The following is a 22,337-nucleotide window of genomic DNA, read 5'->3' as shown; positions in this document are numbered from 1 at the left end:
TTACTGATGCGTCACAACGATTAAACGCAGGGCATCCAGACGCCAGCCTGCCTGATCCAGACTTTCCATTACCTGCTGACGGTTGCTTTCAATGGCGGCCAGTTCGTCGTCACGAATGTTCGGGTTCACTGCGCGCAGTGCTTCCAGACGCGACAGTTCCGCAGACAGTTTTTCGTCAGCTTCGTTACGCGCCGCATCGATCAGTGCACGGGCAGACTTCTCAATCTGCGCTTCACCCAGTTGCAGGATAGCGTGAACCTCTTGCTGTACGGCGTTAACCAGCTTGCTACCGGTGTGGCGATTCACTGCGTTAAGCTGACGGTTAAAGGTTTCAAACTCCACCTGCGCCGCCAGGTTGTTGCCGTTTTTATCCAGCAGCATACGTACCGGCGTCGGTGGCAGGAAGCGGTTAAGCTGCAACTGCTTCGGAGCCTGGGCTTCAACGACATAAATCAGTTCCACCAACAGCGTACCTACCGGCAACGCTTTGTTTTTCAACAGTGAAATCGTGCTGCTACCGGTATCGCCAGAAAGGATCAGATCCAGACCGTTGCGGATCAGCGGATGCTCCCAGGTAATAAACTGTGCATCTTCACGCGCCAGCGCCACTTCACGATCAAAGGTGATGGTGATGCCATCTTCCGACAGGCCAGGGAAGTCCGGCACCAACATATGATCGGACGGCGTCAGCACGATCATGTTGTCGCCGCGATCGTCCTGATTAATACCGATAATATCGAACAGGTTCATGGCGAAGGCGATCAGGTTGGTATCGTCATCCTGCTCTTCAATGCTTTCTGCCAGTGCCTGGGCTTTTTCGCCACCGTTGGAGTGGATCTCCAGCAGGCGGTCACGACCCTGCTCCAGTTGTGCTTTCAGGGCTTCGTGTTGCTCGCGGCAGTTTTTGATCAGATCGTCAAAGCCTTCGGTTTGATCGGGTGAAGCCAGGTAGTTAATCAGATCGTTGTACACGCTATCGTAGATAGTACGTCCGGTCGGGCAGGTGTGCTCGAACGCATCCAGACCTTCGTGATACCAGCGCACCAGCACCGACTGAGCGGTTTTTTCCAGATAAGGTACGTGGATCTGAATATCGTGCGCCTGACCGATACGATCCAGACGACCAATACGCTGCTCCAGCAGGTCTGGGTTGAACGGTAGATCGAACATTACCATGTGGCTGGCGAACTGGAAGTTACGTCCTTCAGAACCGATTTCCGAGCACAGCAGCACCTGTGCGCCGGTATCTTCTTCGGCGAACCAGGCGGCTGCGCGGTCACGTTCGATAATCGACATGCCTTCGTGGAACACCGCTGCGCGAATACCTTCACGTTCGCGAAGCACCTGCTCCAGTTGCAGCGCGGTGGCGGCTTTGGCGCAGATCACCAACACTTTCTGTGAGCGATGACTGGTCAGATAGCCCATCAGCCACTCAACGCGCGGATCAAAGTTCCACCAGGTGGCGTTATCGCCTTCAAATTCCTGATAAATACGCTCCGGATAGAGCATATCGCGGGCGCGGTCTTCCGCACTTTTACGTGCGCCCATAATGCCGGACACTTTAATAGCCGTCTGATACTGCGTCGGCAGCGGCAGCTTAATGGTGTGCAGCTCGCGTTTCGGGAAGCCTTTTACGCCGTTACGGGTGTTACGGAACAGCACGCGGCTGGTGCCGTGGCGATCCATCAGCATCGAAACCAGTTCCTGGCGGGCGCTCTGGGCATCTTCGCTGTCGCTGTTTGCTGCTTGCAACAGCGGCTCGATATCCTGTTCGCCGATCATCTCACCGAGCATGTTCAGTTCGTCATTGCTCAGTTTGTTACCTGCCAGCAGCATGGCAACGGCGTCCGCAACCGGACGATAATTTTTCTGCTCTTCAACGAATTGCGCAAAATCGTGGAAACGGTTCGGGTCCAGCAGACGCAGACGGGCGAAGTGGCTTTCCATCCCCAGCTGTTCCGGGGTTGCGGTCAGCAGCAGAACGCCCGGCACATGCTCTGCCAGTTGTTCAATGGCCTGATATTCACGGCTCGGTGCATCCTCGCTCCACACCAGGTGATGCGCTTCATCGACTACCAGCAGATCCCACTCGGCTTCACAGAGATGTTCCAGACGCTGTTTGCTGCGGCGGGCAAAATCCAGCGAGCAAATCACCAGCTGTTCGGTGTCGAACGGGTTGTAGGCATCGTGCTGGGCTTCGGCGTAACGCTCATCATCAAACAGGGCAAAGCGCAGGTTGAAACGGCGCAGCATTTCTACCAGCCACTGATGCTGTAAAGTTTCCGGGACGATAATCAGCACACGTTCAGCAGCGCCAGAGAGCAACTGCTGATGCAGGATCATCCCAGCTTCAATGGTTTTCCCTAAACCCACTTCGTCAGCCAGCAGAACGCGCGGCGCGTGGCGGCGACCAACATCATGAGCGATGTTGAGCTGGTGCGGGATCAGACTGGTACGCTGACCGCGCAGGCCGCTGTACGGCATACGGAACTGTTCGCTGGAATACTTGCGCGCGCGATAACGCAGCGCAAAGCGATCCATGCGGTCGATCTGCCCGGCAAACAGGCGGTCTTGCGGTTTGCTGAACACCAGTTTGCTATCAAGGAAAACTTCGCGCAGGGCCACGCCGGCTTCTTCAGTATCCAGGCGAGTACCGATATAGGTCAGCAAGCCATTTTCTTCTTTTACTTCTTCGACTTGCATCTGCCAGCCATCGTGGCTGGTAATGGTATCACCAGGGTTGAACATCACGCGGGTCACGGGGGAATCACTGCGTGCGTACAGACGGTTTTCACCCGTAGATGGGAAAAGCAGAGTGACAGTTCGCGCATCCACCGCGACAACGGTTCCAAGTCCCAATTCGCTTTCTGTATCGCTGATCCAGCGTTGACCAAGTGTAAAAGGCATATGTGTTCGGCTCTATATCTTTAATTGCAGGCAATAACTACCCGCTACCGGGCTTATGTGGTAGTGGCGTTATTCAGGTCCAGGAATGGAAAGGGCGCTATGGTACTGGATGGCAAAGGATTCGTCACGCATCAAAATGGTATCTGACGAACTCTTTTTTTTGCTCAAAATAGCCCAAGTTGCCCGGTCATAAGTGTAGCAAAATTATCCTCAATAAAAGGGAGTATTCCTTCCGCCACCGGTTGAAGCTGGCGAGTCAGATAGTGTTCGTAATCCAGCGGTGAACGTTGATAGTCCAGCGGTTCCGGGCCGTTTATGGTCCAGACATATTTAATGGTGCCACGGTTCTGATATTGCAAAGGACGACCACGCTTTTGGTTTTCTTCATCGGCAAGGCGTGCGGCGCGTACATGAGGCGGCACATTACGCTGATATTCGCTCAGCGGACGGCGAAGGCGTTTACGGTAAACCAGCCGCGCATCCAGTTCACCTGCCATCAGTTTGTCGATGGTCTCGCGGATATAATCCTGATATGGCTCGTTGCGAAAGATGCGCAAATACAGCTCCTGCTGAAACTGCTGAGCCAGTGGCGTCCAGTCGGTGCGCACCGTTTCCAGCCCTTTAAATACCATCCGCTGTTTGTCACCCTCCTGAATCAGCCCGGCATAACGCTTTTTACTGCCGGTATCGGCTCCGCGAATGGTTGGCATCAGAAAACGGCAGAAATGAGTTTCATACTCCAGTTCCAGTGCGCTGGTCAGCCGTTGTTTTTGCAGCGTTTCAGCCCACCAGGCGTTAACGTGCTGCACCAGTGTACGACCGATTTTCGCCGCCTCTTCTTCCGAATGTGCGCCTTTCAGCCAGACAAACGTTGAGTCGGTGTCGCCGTAGATCACGTCATAGCCTTGCGCTTCAATTAACGCTTTGGTTTGCCGCATGATCTGATGTCCGCGCATGGTGATCGACGACGCCAGGCGCGGATCGAAGAACCGGCAGGCAGTCGTACCAAGCACGCCATAAAAGGCATTCATAATGATCTTCAGCGCCTGCGACAGCGGCTTATTGCCCTGACGTTTGGCTTCATCGCGTCCATGCCAGATGTTAGTTACGATCTCTGGCAGGCAATGTTTTTCCCGCGAGAACCAGGCTTCGAGAAAACCTTCGGTACTGTGCTCTGGATCGGGGTGCGCCATGCCTTCCACCAGCCCGACGGGATCAATCAGAAAGGTGTGGATGATCGACGGGTACAGGCTTTTATAGTCCAGCACCAGTACCGAATCATAAAGCCCTGGCCGTGAATCCATCACGTAGCCGCCAGGGCTGGCGTGTGGCGGCACTTCGCCGAGATTAGGCGCGACATAACCAGCGCGGTGCATACGGGGAAAATAGAGATGACCAAACGCCGCCACCGATCCCCCGTGGCGATCTACAGGCAGGCCGTTAACCGTCGCCCGTTCGAGTAAAAACGGCATGATTTCGGTTTTGTGGAAGATCTGGGTGACCAGCTCGCAATCTTTCAGGTTATAAGTCGCAAGCGAAGGTTTATCTTCGGCGAAACGGCGGTCAATCTCGTCCATCCGATCCCACGGGTTATCGATAGATTTGCCTTCGCCTAACAACTCCTGAGCGACGGTTTCCAGCGAGAATGAAGAGAAATTCCAGAACGCGGATTTTAGCGCCTCGATACCGTCGATAATTAGCCGGCCTTTGGCTTGGGCAAAAAAGACGCCGTTTTTAAAGCCGTGCTCACGCCACTCCAGCTCGCTGTTATCACGCCCCAGACGCAGCGGAATGCGGTATCTCTCAGCATGTTTTTGCAGCATTCGCAGATCGAACTGCACCACGTTCCAGCCGATGATCACATCGGGATCGTGGTTGGCAAACCAGGCGTTGAGTTTTTCCAGTAGCTGCGGGCGGCTGGCGACGTATTCCAGTTCGAAATCGAGCGAGGAGGCGTCGCCATTCTCTGGCCCCAGCATATAAACGATGCGCTGCCCGCAACCTTCCAGGCCGATGCAGTACAGCTCACCGTGGCGGGTGGTTTCAATATCTATAGAGACCCACTTGAGCGGCGGGCGGTAGTCGGGATGCGGTTTCAGGCGAGCATTAACGATAGCGCCATCACGCAAATCACCCTCGACCCACACCGGAGCGGTAATAAACCGTTCCATCAGATAGCGTTCTGGCGGGCGCACATCGGCCTCGTAAACGGTAACGCCAGCTTCACGCAGGCGCTTTTCATAATTCATCAACTGGCGATGGGCGCGACAATAAAGGCCATACACCGGCTGGCGGTGAAAATCCTTTAACGCCAGCGGCGTCAGGCGAAATCCTTGCTCACCCTGCAAAATATGTTGAGTGCGGGGAACGTGATCAGCGGGAATAAACGCCACGGACTCTTGCGGCGCAAGCGTGACCTGCAACGGCCCGTTGTCCGTCGCTAACCAAAAGGAAACTTCGGTTCCTTGCGGGGTGTCCCGCCAGTGTCGGGTTAAGATAAAACCTGCCTGCGCCACGCTGAAAATCCAATAAAAAACCAGGCTTGAGTATAGCCTGGTTTTGGTTGACTGGCTGTGGTTTTATACAGTCATTACTGGCCGTAATAGGCTTTTGCGCCATGCTTACGCAGATAGTGCTTATCCAGCAATGTTTGTTGCATATCCGGTAACTGCGGCGCTAACTGACGGCAGAAAATCCCCATATAAGCGACTTCTTCCAGCACGATGGCGTTGTGCACCGCATCTTCGGCATTTTTACCCCACGCAAACGGACCGTGAGAATGCACCAGCACGCCTGGCATTTGCGCCGCATCGATACCCTGTTTTTCGAAGGTTTCTACGATGACGTTACCGGTTTCCCACTCATATTCACCGTTGATTTCTGCGTCGGTCATTTTGCGGGTGCAGGGAATGGTGCCGTAGAAATAGTCGGCGTGGGTGGTGCCGGTTGCTGGAATCGACTGACCCGCCTGCGCCCAGATGGTGGCGTGGCGCGAGTGCGTATGCACAATGCCGCCAATGGACGGGAATGCCTGATAGAGCAACCGGTGAGTTGGCGTGTCGGAGGAGGGCTTTTTCTTGCCCTCAACCACTTCACCGGTTTCGATACTGACCACGACCATATCGTCGGCGGTCATGACGCTGTAATCGACGCCGGAAGGTTTGATCACAAAGACGCCGCGCTCGCGATCAACGGCGCTGACGTTGCCCCAGGTGAGCGTGACCAGGTTGTGTTTTGGGAGCGCCAGATTGGCTTCTAATACCTGGCGTTTGAGATCTTCTAACATGTTGACTCCAGAGAGGTCATTTCCCCTCACCCCGGCCCTCTCCCCAAAGGGGCGAGGGGGAAAAGAATGCCGGATGCGCTTTGCTTATCCGGCCTACAAAATCGCAACGCGTAGGCCTGATAAGACGCGCCAGCGTCGCATCAGGCGCTGAATGCCTGATGCGACTACTTAGCGACGAAATCCGTAATACACTTCGTTCCAGCGCAGCGCGTCTTTAAACGCAGGCAGGCGGGTGTCGTTATCAATCACCGTGATTTCAATGTCGTGCATCTCGGCAAACTGGCGCATATCGTTCAGGTTCAGCGCATGGCTGAAGACGGTATGGTGCGCGCCGCCGGCGAGGATCCACGCTTCGGAAGCGGTTGGCAGATCTGGCTGCGCTTTCCACAGCGCATTCGCCACCGGTAGTTTCGGCAAGGAGTGCGGGGTTTTCACCGTGTCGATGCAGTTAACCAGCAGACGGTAACGATCGCCGAGATCAATCAGGCTGGCGACAATCGCAGGGCCGGTTTGGGTGTTGAAGATCAGGCGGGCAGGATCGTCTTTACCGCCAATGCCAAGGTGCTGAACGTCGAGGATCGGTTTCTCTTCTGCGGCGATCGATGGGCAGACTTCCAGCATATGGGAGCCGAGCACCAGATCATTACCTTTCTCGAAGTGATAGGTGTAGTCCTCCATAAAGGAGGTGCCGCCCTGCAGACCGGTTGACATCACCTTCATGATGCGAAGCAGGGCGGCAGTTTTCCAGTCGCCTTCGCCCGCAAAGCCGTAACCCTGCTGCATCAGACGCTGTACGGCGAGACCCGGAAGCTGTTTCAGGCCGTGCAAATCTTCAAAGGTGGTGGTGAACGCGTGGAAGCCACCTTGTTCCAGGAAACGCTTCATCCCCAGCTCAATACGTGCCGCTTCCAGCACGTTCTGCCGTTTTTCGCCGTGGATTTGTGTGGCAGGCGTCATGATGTAGCTGCTTTCGTACTCATCGACCAGCGCGTTAACATCGCCATCGCTGATGGAGTTTACCACCTGCACCAGATCGCCAACCGCCCAGGTATTCACCGAGAAACCGAACTTGATCTGTGCGGCAACTTTATCGCCGTCAGTGACAGCCACTTCACGCATGTTGTCGCCAAAACGGCAGACTTTCAGATGACGGGTATCCTGTTTAGATACCGCCTGACGCATCCAGGAGCCGATACGCTCATGCGCTTGCTTATCCTGCCAGTGACCGGTAACGACGGCATGTTGCTGACGCATACGCGCGCCGATGAAGCCGAACTCGCGGCCGCCGTGCGCGGTCTGGTTCAGGTTCATAAAGTCCATGTCGATGCTGTCCCACGGCAGCGCCGCGTTGAACTGGGTGTGGAATTGCAGCAACGGTTTGTTGAGCATGGTCAGGCCGTTGATCCACATTTTTGCCGGGGAGAAAGTGTGCAGCCACACCACCAGACCGGCGCAACGATCGTCGTAATTGGCGTCGCGGCAAATAGCGGTGATTTCATCCGGCGTGGTGCCCAGCGGTTTCAGCACCAGTTTGCAGGGCAGTTTCGCTTCAGTATTCAGCGCATTAACGACGTGCTCGGCATGTTGGGTGACCTGACGCAGAGTCTCTGGGCCGTAAAGATGTTGGCTGCCAATGACAAACCACACTTCATAATTATCAAAAATCGTCATAGTCGTGTCCTTATAGAGTCGGAACGGCCTGGGCAGCCTGTGCCGGGGCGGAAGTTGGAAGATAGTGTTGTTCGGCGCTCATCGCCCATTGCTGATAGCGGCGATAAAGCTGTTCAAAGCGTTGTGCCTGTTCGGTGCGCGGTTGCAGGGTTTTTTCTACCGCACTGGCCATTTTTTGCTGTGCTGATGGGATGTCTGCGTGCACTTTCGCGGCGACGGCAGCGAAAATCGCCGCACCGAGCGCACAGCACTGGTCAGAGGCAACAATTTGCAGCGGGCGATTCAGCACGTCGCAGCAGGCCTGCATAATGACCTGGTTTTTCCGCGCGATGCCGCCCAGCGCCATCACGTTATTGACGGCGATCCCCTGATCGGTGAAGCATTCCATAATCGCGCGAGCGCCAAAGGCGGTGGCGGCAATCAAACCGCCGAACAGCGCCGGGGCGTCGGTAGCGAGATTGAGATCGGTAATCACCCCTTTCAGGCGTTGGTTTGCGTTCGGTGTGCGGCGGCCGTTAAACCAGTCGAGCACCACCGGCAGGTGATCCAGAGACGGATTTTTGGCCCACGCCTCGGTCAGCGCCGGAAGCAGTTGTTTCTGGCTGGCGTTGATTTGCTCTTTCAGTTCCGGATGCTGGGCGGCAAGCTGTTCCAGCGGCCAGCCGAGTACGCGACCAAACCAGGCGTAGATATCACCAAACGCCGATTGGCCTGCTTCCAGACCGATAAATCCAGGCACCACGCTGCCATCAACCTGGCCGCAAATACCTTTCACCGCGCGTTCACCGACGCTGTGTTTGTCGGCAATCAGAATGTCGCAGGTGGAAGTGCCGATAACTTTTACCAGCGCGTTAGGCTGTGCGCCTGCGCCAACTGCGCCCATATGGCAGTCAAACGCGCCGCCGGAAATCACCACGCTTTCAGGCAGGCCGAGACGCTGCGCCCATTCCGGACATAAGGTGCCCACCGGAATATCGGCAGTCCAGGTATCAGTGAATAGCGGGGAAGGTAAATGACGGTTGAGGATTGGATCCAGCTCATCAAAGAAACTGGCTGGTGGCAGGCCGCCCCAGCTTTCGTGCCACAGTGATTTATGCCCGGCGCTGCAACGTCCACGACGGATATCCTGCGGGCGGGTGGTGCCGGAAAGCAGGGCTGGCACCCAGTCGCACAGCTCAACCCACGATGCGGCAGATTGCGCCACGGCGTTGTCCTGACGGGTAACGTGGAGAATTTTCGCCCAGAACCATTCGCTGGAATAAATACCGCCAATATAGCGGGAGTAGTCAACGTTGCCCGGTGTGTGACATAAGCGGGTGATCTCTTCTGCTTCTTCAACCGCAGTGTGGTCTTTCCACAATACGAACATCGCGTTCGGGTTTTCGGCAAACTCCGGGCGCAGCGCCAGCACGTTACCGTCAGCGTCAATCGGTGCGGGCGTCGAGCCGGTGCTGTCCACGCCAATTCCGACCACAGTTGCGCGCTGTTCGGCGCTAAGCTCTGCAAGCACGGTTTTCAGCGCCGCTTCCATTGACTCAATGTAGTCACGCGGATGATGACGGAACTGGTTATTCGGGGCATCACAAAATTGCCCTTTCTGCCAACGGGGATACCACTCTACGCTGGTGGCGATCTCTTCACCGGTGGCGCAGTCCACCGCCAAAGCTCGCACAGAATCACTGCCAAAATCGAGGCCAATTGCAATCGCCATCGTTTCACTCCATCCAAAAAAAACGGGTATGGAGAAACAGTAGAGAGTTGCGATAAAAACAGTCAGGCAGTATTCGCTAATCTTATGGATAAAAATGCTATTGCATAGCAAAGTGTGACGCCGTGCAAATAATCAATGTGGACTTTTCTGCCGCGATTATAGACACTTTTGTTACGCGTTTTTGTCATGGCTTTCGTCCCTCCTTGTTACAAAATGCTTTTCACAAGCGGGGTTGCCGGTTGGATTAGTGAAGATAGCCCACCAGAGACGCAATGCTGATGATGTTTAATGCAATATGGACAATTGGTTTCTTCTCTGATTGGCGGGAGTATGAAAAGTATGGCTGAAGCGCAAAATGATCCCCTGCTGCCGGGTTACTCGTTTAACGCCCATCTGGTGGCGGGGTTAACGCCGATTGAGGCCAACGGTTATCTCGATTTTTTTATCGACCGGCCGCTGGGAATGAAAGGCTATATTCTCAACCTCACCATTCGTGGACAGGGTGTGGTGAAAAATCAGGGACGAGAATTTGTCTGCCGGCCGGGCGATATTTTGCTGTTCCCGCCGGGAGAAATTCATCACTACGGTCGTCATCCGGAGGCTCGTGAATGGTATCACCAGTGGGTTTACTTTCGTCCGCGCGCCTACTGGCATGAATGGCTTAACTGGCCGTCAATATTTGCCAATACCGGTTTCTTTCGCCCGGATGAAGCGCACCAGCCGCATTTCAGCGATCTGTTCGGGCAAATCATTAATGCCGGACAAGGGGAAGGGCGCTATTCGGAATTACTGGCGATAAATCTTCTTGAGCAATTGTTACTGCGGCGTATGGAAGCGATTAATGAGTCGCTCCATCCGCCGATGGATAATCGGGTACGCGAGGCTTGTCAGTACATCAGCGATCACCTGGCGGACAGCAATTTTGATATCGCCAGCGTCGCGCAGCATGTCTGCCTGTCGCCGTCGCGTCTGTCGCATCTGTTCCGTCAGCAGTTAGGGATTAGCGTCTTAAGCTGGCGCGAGGACCAGCGCATTAGTCAGGCGAAGCTGCTTTTGAGCACCACCCGGATGCCTATCGCCACCGTCGGGCGCAATGTTGGCTTTGATGATCAACTCTATTTTTCCAGGGTATTTAAAAAATGTACCGGGGCGAGCCCTAGTGAGTTCCGTGCTGGTTGTGAAGAAAAAGTGAATGATGTAGCTGTCAGGTTGTCATAACTGGTAACGAATCAGACAATTGATGGCTTGACGGAGTGGCAATGGGTTTGCAGAATCCCTGCTTCGTCCCTTTGACAGGCACATTATGCAAGCATTGCTGGAACACTTTATTACCCAATCCACCGTGTACTCATTGATGGCGGTGTTATTGGTGGCTTTTCTGGAGTCGCTGGCGCTGGTCGGGTTGATTCTACCCGGTACGGTGCTGATGGCGGGGCTGGGGGCGCTGATTGGCAGTGGCGAGTTAAGTTTCTGGCACGCCTGGCTGGCAGGGATTATTGGCTGCCTGATGGGCGACTGGATCTCCTTCTGGCTGGGCTGGCGTTTTAAAAAGCCGTTGCATCGTTGGTCATTTCTGAAGAAAAACAAAGCACTACTCGACAAAACCGAACATGCGCTGCATCAGCACAGCATGTTCACCATTCTGGTCGGTCGTTTTGTCGGCCCGACGCGTCCGCTGGTGCCAATGGTGGCGGGGATGCTGGATCTGCCGGTGGCGAAATTTATCACGCCAAATATTATCGGCTGTTTGTTGTGGCCGCCGTTTTACTTCCTGCCGGGGATTCTGGCGGGCGCGGCGATTGATATTCCTGCCGGAATGCAGAGCGGTGAGTTTAAGTGGCTGTTGCTGGCGACGGCGGTGTTTTTGTGGGTTGGCGGCTGGCTGTGTTGGCGGTTATGGCGCAGCGGTAAAGCAACTGACCGTTTAAGTCATTATTTGTCGCGTGGTCATTTGTTGTGGCTGACACCGTTGATATCTGCCACTGGCGTGGTGGCGCTGGTGGTGTTAATTCGCCATCCGTTGATGCCGGTGTATATCGATATTTTGCGTAAAGTGGTTGGGGTTTAGGGGATAGTTCGCACCGGCACTGGTTTGTTCCCCTCACCCTAACCCTCTCCCCAGAGGGGCGAGGGGACTGTCCGTGCGCTTTTAACCTTTAATTCCCAACAGCGCCGAAGCACTCGCTTTACCGCTCAACAACTCATCAGTCTTACCCTGCCAGGCGATTCGCCCGTCGGCGACCACCACCGAGCGCGTGGCGATCCGCGCCGCATCTTCCACACTGTGCGATACCATCAACAGCGTCATTTTTTGCTGCTGGCAGCTCGTGCTCACCAGCGTCAGCATCTCCTGACGTAACGCCGGATCGAGCGCGGAGAACGGTTCATCAAGCAATAAAATCGGCTGTTCGCGTACCAGACAACGCGCTAACGCTACGCGCTGCCGCTGACCGCCGGAAAGCTCGCCAGGTAACCGCGCCATTAAATTATCAATCCCCATCTGACGGGCGATAGCGTGCATTTTCTCCTGTTGTACCGCGTTCAACTTCAATCCCGGATTCAAACCCAGCCCGATGTTCTGCTCGACCGTCAGGTGACTGAACAGGTTGTTCTCCTGAAACAGCATTGACACCGGACGGCGTGACGGCGGCGTCGTGGTGTGCTCAACGCCGTCGATAGTCAGCGAACCGCTGGCTGGCGTCAGAAAACCGGCGATCAAATTCAGCAGGGTACTTTTACCTGCGCCGCTTGGCCCGAGGATCGCCACCTGCTCGCCGCGTTCCACCGTTAAGCTAAAACGCATCGGCAAATGGTGGTAAAGCCAGGTGATATCAGTCAGTTTTAACATTTCGCCCCGGTAGTTTTTCAATCACGGTAAACAGCAGAAAACAGAGCAGCAGCAGAATTAACGCGGTGACCGCACCGTCCTGGCTGCGATAAGAGCCAATTTGCTGGTAGAGATAAAACGGCAGGGTGCGGAAATCGTCGTTACCGAACAACGCCACCACGCCAAAATCACCAATCGACAGCACGCAGGCAAAGGCCAACGCCTGCGCCAGCGGGCGTTTCAGCGCGCGAAACTCGACCACTTTTAAGCGCGACCAGCCTTCAATGCCCAGCGACTGACACAACATGCTGTAGCGGGTGGTGATATCGCGCATCGGATTTTCCAGCACCTTCAGCGCGTAAGGGATCGCCATTAACGCATTGGTGAAAATCACAATGCCGTCAGCAGATTGCGGCAGGCCAGTCGTATTGTTGAGCAGCAAAAAGAAACCCGTTGCCAGTACAATACCCGGCATGGCGAGGATCAACATGCCGCTCATCTCCAGCGCCTGACCCGCCAGTATTTTTTGCCGCGCCCGTAGTTCGCGACTGCTCCACAGCAGCATCATGGTCAGCACCACGCACAATACGCCTGCTGCCAGCGCAATACGCAACGAGGTCCACAGCGCCTGCCACAGCACCGGTTGCGTCAGCACTTCCGGTAGCTGGCGATTCACGCCATCAACAATGACCGCCAGTAACGGTGGCAGCAACAGCAGCAGCGCCAGCACAATCAACACAGTGTCGCAAATGCGGCTATGCAGACGATCGTCCGGGTCGCGCCAGCCTTGCAGCATCGTGGTGCCGGGCGCAATGGCCTTACTTAATCGCTGACTCAACAGCACCAGCCCAAGGCAGCACACCATCTGGATCAGCGCCAGCATCGCCGCGCGGGCGGGATCGTAGTCGTAGCTCAGCGCCTGATAGATTGCCAGTTCGATAGTCGTCGCCTGTGGCCCGCCGCCCAGCGACAGCACGGTGGCGAAGCTGGCGAAACAGAGCATAAAGATCAGCGCAGCAACCGGCGGGATTTGTCGCCGTAACCACGGCCATTCGACGAAACGAAAGAAGTGCCAGCCGCGCATCCCAAGCTGTGCGGCAAGCTGGCGCTGCTCGCCGGGAATATTTTCCAGTGCCTGAAGTAATAAACGGCTCGCCATCGGCAGATTAAAAAATACGTGCGCCAGCAAAATGCCTTGCAGGCCGTAGGGGGAAAATGTCCATTCCAGACCAAGCGTTTGCCAGAGTGATGCCAGCCAGCCCTGGCGACCATAGACGCTAAGAATGCCGAAAACGGCGACCAGCACCGGCAGGATCAAGGTCATTGCGCACAGACGTAACAGCGCCAGCCGACCCGGAAAGCGCCTGCGATAGAGCGCGCGGGCAAGGAATATCGCGGGTACGACAGAGAGCAACGCCGAGAGAAACGCCTGCCAGAAGGAGAAGCGCACCACATGCCACAGGTAGCTGTCCTGCCAGATTGCCGCCCAGCTACCCTGCGGCGCGTTCCACCACAGGGCGAGAAACGCCGCCAGTGCAACCGCTACCACCAGCGTGGCGGCGCTTACGCCTGGAATTAACCAGCCGGGAATTAACGGCTGACGGCGCGTTGCCATTCGCTAATCCATGCCTGACGTTGTGCCGCCACTTCGGCTGGCGTGAACTCCAGCGTGGTTGCTGGTTTGGTCAATTGTTCAAAACCGGCAGGCAGCGTGACGTTTGCCACCGGATACATCCAGTTGCCGGTTGGGATCGCATTCTGGAAAGCCGGAGAAACCATAAACTGAAGGAACTTTTGCGCCAGCTCCGGCTGCTTGCTGGCAGCGGTGCGGGCAGCGACTTCCACTTGCAGATAGTGACCTTCGCTGAAGTTCGCAGCGGCGTAGTTATCTTTCTTCTCTTCGAGAATGTGATAAGCCGGAGAGGTGGTGTAACTCAGTACCAGATCGCTTTCGCCTTTTAAAAACAGGCCGTAGGCTTCGCTCCAGCCCTTCGTTACCGTGACGGTTTTTTTCGCCAGTTTCTGCCAGGCTTGCGGGGCGTTATTGCCATAGACTTTTTGCATCCACAACAGCAGACCCAGCCCCGGCGTACTGGTACGCGGATCTTCATAAATCACTCGCCAGTTCTGATCGCTCTCAACCAGCTCTTTCAGGCTTTGCGGCGGATTTTTTAGTTTGTTCTTGTCATAGACGAAGGCGAAATAACCGTAATCAAACGGTACGAACGTGTCATTATTCCAGCCGCCGGGAACGTTAACGGCATCCGCTGCCACACCGCTTTTAGCAAACAGCCCAGTTTTGCTTGCGGCATCTAACAGATTGTTATCCAGCCCCAGCACCACATCGGCTTTGCTGTTTTTGCCTTCCATCCGCAGACGGTTGAGCAGTGAGACACCATCTTCCAGCGCCACCAGTTTCAGTTCGCAGTTACAGTCGGCTTCAAAGGCTTTTTTAACCACCGGACCAGGCCCCCAGTCGGCGGCGAAGGAGTCGTAGGTATAAACAGTCAGAACGGGTTTAGCGAAAACGGGCGCTGTGCACAGCAACAGCAGGGGAAGACATTTTTTTAACACTTTGCACCTCAAAAAAGAGTGGCAAAGGACTTGAGAAGGAGCCTCAAATCCCTTCGCCGGCGTTATCCGGATCAGGTTCGACGGGTATTTTCTCAGCGCACGCGTCTGCGTGGCACCCCGTTGAGAACGGCGTTAGTGTAGTGATTTTGTTATCAACCAGCAATCATGGATCCGGCGGCGCAAACCACGCCGATTTAAAATCGAACCAACCGAGGGTATTCATGCGCAGGCCGCGCATACTGCGTTGCCCCTGAATAATCAGCCAGTGATGGATCAGCGGCACCATTGCTTTGCTGGCGACCAGTTGCTGGCACCAGTTCGCCAGATTCATCTCGCCATTGCGCCAGCGGGCGGCGTCGGCTTGCCAGTCGATCTGAATACAGTGTTGTAGCAACGGCACCTCGCACAAGTGCGCGAACAGCGAAAAATCTAGCGGTAGCGTAAAGTTGGCGCTGTTAAGCCAGATGTCGCTTTCGATCTCACCTTCGTGCCACTGATCGTAGCTGATCTCTTTGATTTCCAGCGTGACATGGTGACTTGCCAGAATCTGCTGCATGATCCTGGCAATGACCCGATGTTCAATATGATCCTGGTAAAAGGTCAGGGTGAGATGTTCCAGTCCGGCTGGTTTTTCGCAATGTGTCGGGCGGGCATGGTGCCAGCGGGGGAGCATTCCATAAGCCGGGAACCATAGTTGCTGGTACTGTTCCTCGGCGAAATAAACCAGATTGGTCGGAGAAAGCACATAGCTTACCCAGTTTCTGACTTGCTGATTCGCCCCGCGATGGGTGCGGCTGTCGAACAGTAAATAGTAGCAACCTTCCTCCAGACGGCTTTCAATCTCTTTTTCCTCGCCCTGTGGTCCTTTCAGCATCAGCCCTCCGGCTGGCTCGTCGGCAATTTCCGGCAAGACCCAGACGTTAACCTCGTCGATTAGCGCGCGATAACCGAAGAAGTCATCGAATGCCTGAATTTTCAGTTGATTGGCGCTGTTACGCATTACCGCATACGGACCGGTGCCGATAGGATGGCTGGCAAAGTTGCTGAGGGTTTCCCATTCACGCGGCAGGATCATCGCCGGAACTTGCCCCAGCAGTAACGGCAACCAGCGGTCTGGCTGCGTGAGATGGATATCCAGCGTCCAGGGCGTCGGCGATACAATTTCAGCAATATGCGAATAGAGCGGCAGCGTATTGATCCGTTTCAATGAGGTGATCACGTCGTCCATTTCCAGTTCACGACCATGATGAAAATGGACACCCGGACGTAAAAAGAAGCGCCAGTGAAGCGGGGAAATTTGTTGCCAGTGGTGGGCGATGTCCGCTTCCAGTTCCCCATTTTCCTCATTTATGCGGGTTAACGCGCTGAAGATTTGCCGGGCGATATGCGTTTCGGAACGGCGTAATGCGCTGCCAGGCAGCAGGTTGCGCAACGGACGATAGTAGAGGACGCGCAGGATGTGCCGTCCCTGGCGGAAGCTACGCCCCAGATGAGAGACCAGCATTTGCCGCACGGCGCTTTTATCACCGACAAGTTGTACCAGTTGGTCGATGCGATCCTGCTCCAGCAGATCCTCTGCCCGCTGTTGTTGTAGCGCCAGCCCGGTATAGAGGAACGTTAAACGCGAGCGTTTGCCGCGCCCGACTTCCGCTTCCCACGTCAGCCAGCCGCGATCCTGCATGGTGTTGAGCAGGGTGCGCATATGACGACGGGAGCAGCTCAATAACTCCGCCAGTTCGTTCAGCGTTGTCTCCTGAGATTTACCCTCACAGCATTGCCACAGGCGGATGAACTGTTGTTGCAGACGAGCAGATGGCATAAAAGGGGAACTCCTGCGCAAAAGTCAGCAATTTTATTTTCCCTATATTAAGTCAATAATTCTTAACGATGAAGCAATGAGGTATCCCATGCGTCAGTTTTAGCGGCACTATTTTATCGTGACAGAGAAGATGTGCTGGCTTCGCGGGTTAAGCGTTCTACAACGTTTAGCTATGCCTGAAGAACAAGATGCAGTGGGAGGGGAGTGATTCTGACTACTGATTTGCAGACATCATGTGTGACTGAGTATTGGTGTTAATCGCCACGCCAGCAGTGAATACCTGCTGGCTTTTTTCTTTTTAGCGATTGAGTGCCGGACGGTGTACAAACTAACGCATAAACGCCGGTTGCTTCTCTTCATAAGCCGCAATGGCGTCGTCGTGCTGCAGGGTCAGACCGATGCTGTCCAGACCATTCATCATGCAGTGGCGGCGGAAGGCATCGATGGTAAAGCGATAGGTTTTCTCTCCCGCTTTCACCTCTTGCGCCTCCAGATCCACATCGAAGTGAATCCCCGGATTGGCTTTCACCAGGGCAAACAGCTCGTCCACTTCTTCATCGCTTAATTTCACCGGCAGCAACTGGTTATTAAAGCTGTTACCGTAAAAGATATCGGCGAAACTCGGCGCAATCACCACTTTAAAACCGTAATCGGTCAACGCCCACGGCGCGTGCTCACGCGAGGAACCGCAGCCGAAGTTTTCTCGCGCCAGCAAAATGGAAGCCCCTTGATATTGCGGGAAGTTCAGCACAAAGTCCGGGTTTGGCTGTTGGCCTTTTTCATCGAGAAAACGCCAGTCGTTAAACAGATGCGCGCCAAAACCAGTGCGCGTCACTTTCTGCAAAAACTGTTTCGGGATAATCGCATCGGTATCGACATTGGCGGCATCCAGCGGAACCACCAGGCCTGTGTGTTTGATAAATTTCTCTGCCATAGTGTGCTCCTTATTTGATGTTGCGAATGTCGGCGAAATGTCCGGTCACGGCAGCGGCGGCCGCCATTGCCGGGCTGACCAGATGCGTGCGCCCGCCGCGCCCCTGGCGGCCTTCAAAGTTACGGTTGCTGGTAGAGGCACAACGCTCGCCCGGATTCAGACGGTCGTTGTTCATCGCCAGACACATTGAGCAGCCAGGCAAGCGCCATTCAAAACCGGCTTCAATAAAGATTTTGTCCAGACCTTCTGCTTCTGCCTGGGCTTTTACCGGACCGGAGCCGGGAACCACCAGTGCCTGTACGCCTGGCGCGACTTTCCGGCCTTTGGCGATTTCCGCCGCCGCGCGTAAATCTTCAATACGTGAGTTGGTACAGGAGCCGATAAACACTTTGTCGATAGCCACTTCGGTCAGCGGAATACCCGGTTTCAGCCCCATATAGGCCAACGCTTTTTCTGCCGACGCGCGTTCAACCGGATCGGTAAACGAAGCGGGATCAGGGATATTCTCGTTAACGGAGATCACCTGTCCTGGGTTAGTTCCCCAGGTCACCTGCGGGGCGATCTCTTCTGCCTGTAAAGTAACAACGGTATCGAAAGTTGCGCCTTCGTCGGTTTGCAGGGTTTTCCAGTAGGCGACGGCGTCGTCGAAATCTTTGCCTTTCGGCGCATGAAGACGGCCTTTGACATAGTTAAAGGTGGTTTCGTCCGGCGCAACCAGACCAGCTTTCGCACCCATTTCGATTGCCATATTGCACAGAGTCATGCGGCCTTCCATGCTTAAATCACGGATTGCTTCGCCGCAAAACTCCACCACATGCCCGGTGCCGCCTGCGCTGCCGGTTTTACCGATGATCGCCAGCACGATATCTTTCGCGGTAATGCCAGGCGCAGCTTTGCCCTGGACTTCAATTTTCATGGTCTTCGCACGACCCTGTTTCAGGGTTTGCGTTGCCAGTACGTGTTCAACTTCGGAAGTACCGATACCAAACGCCAGTGCGCCAAACGCGCCGTGAGTGGCGGTATGCGAGTCGCCGCAGACAATGGTCATCCCCGGCAAGGTGACACCCTGTTCTGGCCCCATCACGTGGACGATCCCCTGATACGGGTGATTCAGGTCATACAGCTCAACGCCAAACTCTTTGCAGTTTTTGATCAGTTCCTGCATCTGGATGCGCGCCATTTCACCGCAGGCATTAATGTCTTTGGTCTGGGTAGAGACGTTGTGATCCATGGTGGCGAAGGTTTTACCTGGCTGACGCACCGGGCGGCCGTGGGCGCGCAGGCCATCGAACGCCTGCGGTGAGGTCACTTCATGTACCAGATGGCGGTCGATATATAACAGAGGGGTTTCGTTTTCAGCTTCGTAGACTACGTGAGCGTCGAACAATTTTTCGTATAACGTCTTAGTCATGATTACACCCCTTCAGCCACATAGCGGGCAATGATATCGCCCATTTCATCGGTACTAACGGCGGCAGCGCCACGGGCTAAATCCCCGGTGCGAATGCCTTCTTCTAATGCGCGGTTAATGGCGCGTTCAATGGCGGAAGCCGCATCATCGGCATCCAGGCTGTAGCGCAGCAGCAGTGCCAGCGACAGAATTTGCGCAATCGGGTTGGCGATGTTTTTGCCTGCGATATCTGGTGCTGAGCCGCCCGCCGGTTCATACAGACCAAAACCTTGCTCGTTCAGGCTGGCGGAAGGCAACATCCCCATCGAGCCAGTGATCATCGCGCACTCATCAGAAAGAATGTCGCCAAACAGGTTGGAGCACAGCAGAACGTCAAACTGCGATGGATCTTTAATCAGCTGCATGGTGGCATTGTCGATGTACATATGCGCCAGTTCGACATCCGGATATTCAATGGCGATCTCGTTAACGATCTCCCGCCATAAAATAGAGGATTGCAGCACGTTGGCTTTATCGATCGACGTCACTTTGTGGCGACGCTTGCGGGCAGATTCAAACGCGATGCGAGCGATACGCTCGATCTCAAAACGGTGATACACCTCGGTATCAAACGCTTTTTCATATTGTCCGCTACCTTCGCGGCCTTTGGGCTGACCGAAATAGATGCCGCCAGTCAGTTCGCGCACGCACAGGATGTCGAAGCCGTTAGCGGCAATGTCTGCTCGCAGCGGGCAGAACGCTTCCAGTCCCTGATACAGTTTTGCCGGACGCAGGTTGCTGAATAATTTGAAGTGCTTACGCAAAGGCAACAGCGCGCCGCGTTCCGGTTGCTGGTCTGGTGGTAAATGTTCCCACTTCGGGCCACCAACTGAGCCAAACAGCACAGCATCGGCTTGCTCACAACCTTCAACCGTCGCAGGCGGCAGTGGTTGCCCGTGGTTATCAATGGCTGCGCCGCCTACATCGTAATGGCTGGTGGTGATGCGCATCGCAAAGCGGTTGCGCACGGCGTCCAGCACTTTCAGCGCCTGGGTCATCACTTCCGGCCCGATCCCATCTCCGGGCAATACGGCAATATGATAATTCTTCGACATCACACGGTTTCCTTGTTGTTTTCGTTGTGTTGAGCTTTGCGTTGCAACTCTTTTTCGACTTCTGCGGCGCGCCAGATATTGTTCAGCACGTGTACCATCGCTTTGGCGGAGGACTCGACAATATCAGTGGCCAGGCCGACGCCGTGGAAGCGGCGACCATTGTAGTTGGCGACAATATCCACCTGACCCAGCGCATCTTTACCGTGACCTTTGGCGGTCAGGCTGTATTTCACCAGTTCGACGTTGTAGTCAGTGATGCGATTAATTGCCTGGTAGACGGCATCGACCGGGCCGTTGCCGTTGGCGGCTTCCGCTTTTACTTCCTCGCCACAGACCAGTTTGACGGCGGCGGTGGCGATATCGTTAGAGCCAGACTGCACGCTGAAGTAATCCAGACGGAAATGCTCCGGTTCTTCTTGCTGTTTACCGATGAAGGCCAGCGCCTCCAGGTCGTAATCAAACACCTGACCTTTCTTATCTGCCAGTTTCAGGAACGCGTCGTACAGGTTGTCTAAATTATATTCACTTTCTTTATATCCCATCTCATCCATGCGGTGTTTCACCGCCGCACGACCGGAACGAGAGGTCAAATTCAACTGGATTTGGTTCAGACCAATAGATTCTGGTGTCATGATTTCGTAGTTTTCGCGGTTTTTCAGCACACCATCCTGGTGAATACCTGAGGAGTGTGCGAACGCACCGCTGCCGACAATGGCTTTGTTTACCGGGATCGGCATATTACAAATCTGGCTAACTAGCTGGCTGGTGCGCCATATTTCCTGGTGATTAATGGCGGTGTGGACGTTGAGAATATCCTTACGTACCTTAATCGCCATGATCACTTCTTCCAGCGAACAGTTACCGGCACGCTCGCCGATCCCGTTCATCGCGCCTTCTACCTGCCGCGCTCCGGCATGTACCGCCGCCAGTGAGTTGCCGACCGCCAGGCCTAAGTCGTCGTGGGTATGCACGGAAATAATGGCTTTATCGATGTTCGGTACACGTTCATACAGGCCGCTGATGATTCCGGCGAACTCAAACGGCATGGTGTAGCCCACGGTATCCGGAATGTTGATGGTGGTGGCGCCGGCGTTAATTGCCGCTTCGACCACTCGTGCCAGATCGGCAATCGGTGTACGCCCGGCATCTTCGCAAGAAAATTCAACATCATCGGTGTAATTGCGTGCGCGTTTCACCATATAAATAGCGCGTTCGATCACCTCATCCAGTGTGCTGCGCAGCTTGGTGGCGATGTGCATTGGGGAGGTAGCAATAAAGGTATGAATACGGAAGGCTTCGGCGACTTTCAGAGATTCGGCCGCTACGTCGATATCTTTCTCCACGCAGCGGGCTAACGCACATACGCGGCTATTTTTGATCTGGCGGGCGATGGTTTGCACCGATTCAAAATCGCCCGGCGAAGAGACGGGGAAACCAACTTCCATCACATCAACCCCCATACGCTCAAGACCCAGCGCAATTTGCAGTTTTTCTTTCACACTCAAGCTTGCCTGTAACGCCTGTTCACCGTCGCGCAATGTGGTATCGAAAATAATGACTTGCTGGCTCATGGTTTGGGTCCTTATCTCTTTTAGAGCGCCTCGCTTCGGGCATAAAAAAACCCGCGCAATGGCGCGGGTTTTTTGTTTGACTGCGTGCTGGCTTAATGCTGAATGCCGCTCACTCGTCTACCGCGCAAAGAAGATGCGTTTAGTAGTAGTAGACCGATAAAGCGAACGATGTGAGTCATTAAATCAGCTCCAGATGAATGCGATATGCTTTTAGAGTTACTGGATACAAAAACGGATGTCAACCCTGACGCAACAAAAACGTCCCGTCAGCGTGAGTTCTGCATGAGTTGAATTAGCTAATTGTGCTGCGCGGGTTAAAACAGTCGATATTAATTTCTGCTTAACAACACATACCTTTCATTGGTGGACATACTTCAGAATAATTTATGGCATTTAATCAATGAGGTAAGAAGGAGGGAAATTTATTCTTTACCCTATCTATCCTGATGATTTGTATTGAATTATATTTTGAGTGAATGTTTTGATATTGATTTTATGAATATTATTGATCGATTAATGTTAAGAATTAATG

The 22,337-nt window shown here is 54.5% G+C and carries 16 protein-coding genes, 1 pseudogene and 1 riboswitch; of the genes and pseudogenes, 3 read left to right on the top strand and 14 right to left on the bottom strand.

Annotated elements, in window-relative coordinates:
• From rapA to araB, 5 genes are all read right to left on the bottom strand, one after another.
• Positions 1–2,907 carry an RNA polymerase-associated protein RapA gene (rapA, locus tag A7098_RS08830; protein WP_085460313.1) on the bottom strand — a complete coding sequence of 969 codons (2,907 nt, stop codon included), beginning with the start codon at positions 2,905–2,907 and terminating at the stop codon, positions 1–3.
• Between the two features lie 164 nt (positions 2,908–3,071).
• Positions 3,072–5,423, bottom strand: coding sequence for a DNA polymerase II (gene polB / locus A7098_RS08825; protein WP_105280679.1), 2,352 nt, complete (start codon positions 5,421–5,423; stop codon positions 3,072–3,074).
• A gap of 74 nt (positions 5,424–5,497) precedes the next feature.
• Entirely contained in the window at positions 5,498–6,193 is a 696-nt protein-coding gene (gene araD, locus A7098_RS08820; protein ID WP_000888664.1) for an L-ribulose-5-phosphate 4-epimerase, read from the bottom strand.
• A 168-nt stretch (positions 6,194–6,361) separates the two neighbouring features.
• Positions 6,362–7,864: an L-arabinose isomerase gene (gene araA, locus A7098_RS08815; protein ID WP_000151749.1), complete on the bottom strand. Its 1,503-nt coding sequence runs from the start codon at positions 7,862–7,864 to the stop codon at positions 6,362–6,364.
• Between the two features lie 10 nt (positions 7,865–7,874).
• Positions 7,875–9,575, bottom strand: coding sequence for a ribulokinase (araB, locus tag A7098_RS08810; RefSeq protein WP_032224395.1), 1,701 nt, complete (start codon positions 9,573–9,575; stop codon positions 7,875–7,877).
• Positions 9,576–9,914: 339 nt separating this feature from the next.
• Here araB and araC point away from each other — a divergent pair, with 339 nt between their 5' ends.
• Together araC and A7098_RS08795 are read left to right on the top strand one after the other, a co-directional pair.
• Entirely contained in the window at positions 9,915–10,793 is an 879-nt protein-coding gene (gene araC / locus A7098_RS08800; protein ID WP_016159393.1) for an arabinose operon transcriptional regulator AraC, read from the top strand.
• An 85-nt stretch (positions 10,794–10,878) separates the two neighbouring features.
• Positions 10,879–11,643 carry a VTT domain-containing protein gene (locus A7098_RS08795; RefSeq protein ID WP_001148380.1) on the top strand — a complete coding sequence of 255 codons (765 nt, stop codon included), beginning with the start codon at positions 10,879–10,881 and terminating at the stop codon, positions 11,641–11,643.
• Positions 11,644–11,724: 81 nt separating this feature from the next.
• Here the strand turns inward: A7098_RS08795 and thiQ are convergent, their stop codons facing one another.
• The 4 genes from thiQ to sgrR form a co-directional block, all read right to left on the bottom strand.
• A complete protein-coding gene (thiQ, locus tag A7098_RS08790; protein WP_105280678.1) occupies positions 11,725–12,423 on the bottom strand; it encodes a thiamine ABC transporter ATP-binding protein ThiQ in 699 nt (232 codons plus the stop codon).
• Complete coding sequence (gene thiP / locus A7098_RS08785) at positions 12,407–14,017, bottom strand: thiamine/thiamine pyrophosphate ABC transporter permease ThiP (RefSeq protein WP_105280677.1); 1,611 nt, start codon at positions 14,015–14,017, stop codon at positions 12,407–12,409. Before thiP ends, thiQ begins: the two co-directional genes overlap by 17 nt.
• A complete protein-coding gene (gene thiB / locus A7098_RS08780) occupies positions 13,993–14,976 on the bottom strand; it encodes a thiamine ABC transporter substrate binding subunit (protein ID WP_105280676.1) in 984 nt (327 codons plus the stop codon). Before thiB ends, thiP begins: the two co-directional genes overlap by 25 nt.
• Before the next feature lie 30 nt (positions 14,977–15,006).
• A riboswitch (TPP riboswitch) is annotated at positions 15,007–15,106 on the bottom strand.
• A 33-nt stretch (positions 15,107–15,139) separates the two neighbouring features.
• A complete protein-coding gene (gene sgrR / locus A7098_RS08775; RefSeq protein WP_105280675.1) occupies positions 15,140–16,795 on the bottom strand; it encodes a DNA-binding transcriptional regulator SgrR in 1,656 nt (551 codons plus the stop codon).
• A gap of 115 nt (positions 16,796–16,910) precedes the next feature.
• Between sgrR and A7098_RS24390 the strand changes: the two are divergent.
• Positions 16,911–17,016 (top strand): annotated as a pseudogene (locus A7098_RS24390) (glucose uptake inhibitor SgrT).
• A 107-nt stretch (positions 17,017–17,123) separates the two neighbouring features.
• Here A7098_RS24390 and leuD read toward each other — a convergent pair.
• The 5 genes from leuD to leuL form a co-directional block, all read right to left on the bottom strand.
• Positions 17,124–17,729, bottom strand: coding sequence for a 3-isopropylmalate dehydratase small subunit (gene leuD, locus A7098_RS08765; RefSeq protein ID WP_000818244.1), 606 nt, complete (start codon positions 17,727–17,729; stop codon positions 17,124–17,126).
• Between the two features lie 10 nt (positions 17,730–17,739).
• Positions 17,740–19,140, bottom strand: coding sequence for a 3-isopropylmalate dehydratase large subunit (gene leuC / locus A7098_RS08760; protein ID WP_105280674.1), 1,401 nt, complete (start codon positions 19,138–19,140; stop codon positions 17,740–17,742).
• A 2-nt stretch (positions 19,141–19,142) separates the two neighbouring features.
• On the bottom strand, positions 19,143–20,234 hold the full coding sequence (leuB, locus tag A7098_RS08755) for a 3-isopropylmalate dehydrogenase (protein ID WP_000042349.1): 1,092 nt from the start codon (positions 20,232–20,234) through the stop codon (positions 19,143–19,145).
• Positions 20,234–21,805 (bottom strand): 2-isopropylmalate synthase, encoded by a 1,572-nt coding sequence (gene leuA / locus A7098_RS08750; protein WP_105280673.1) that lies wholly within the window; start codon positions 21,803–21,805, stop codon positions 20,234–20,236. Before leuA ends, leuB begins: the two co-directional genes overlap by 1 nt.
• Positions 21,806–21,897: 92 nt before the next feature.
• Positions 21,898–21,984, bottom strand: coding sequence for a leu operon leader peptide (gene leuL, locus A7098_RS08745; RefSeq protein WP_001300467.1), 87 nt, complete (start codon positions 21,982–21,984; stop codon positions 21,898–21,900).
• Between the last annotated feature and the right edge of the window lie 353 nt (positions 21,985–22,337).

It is taken from the genome of Escherichia sp. MOD1-EC7011 (genome assembly GCF_002965005.1).
Lineage (GTDB): Bacteria > Pseudomonadota > Gammaproteobacteria > Enterobacterales > Enterobacteriaceae > Escherichia > Escherichia ruysiae.
Note: the sequence above shows the minus strand (reverse complement) of the source record. Positions and strands in the feature narration are given on the sequence as shown.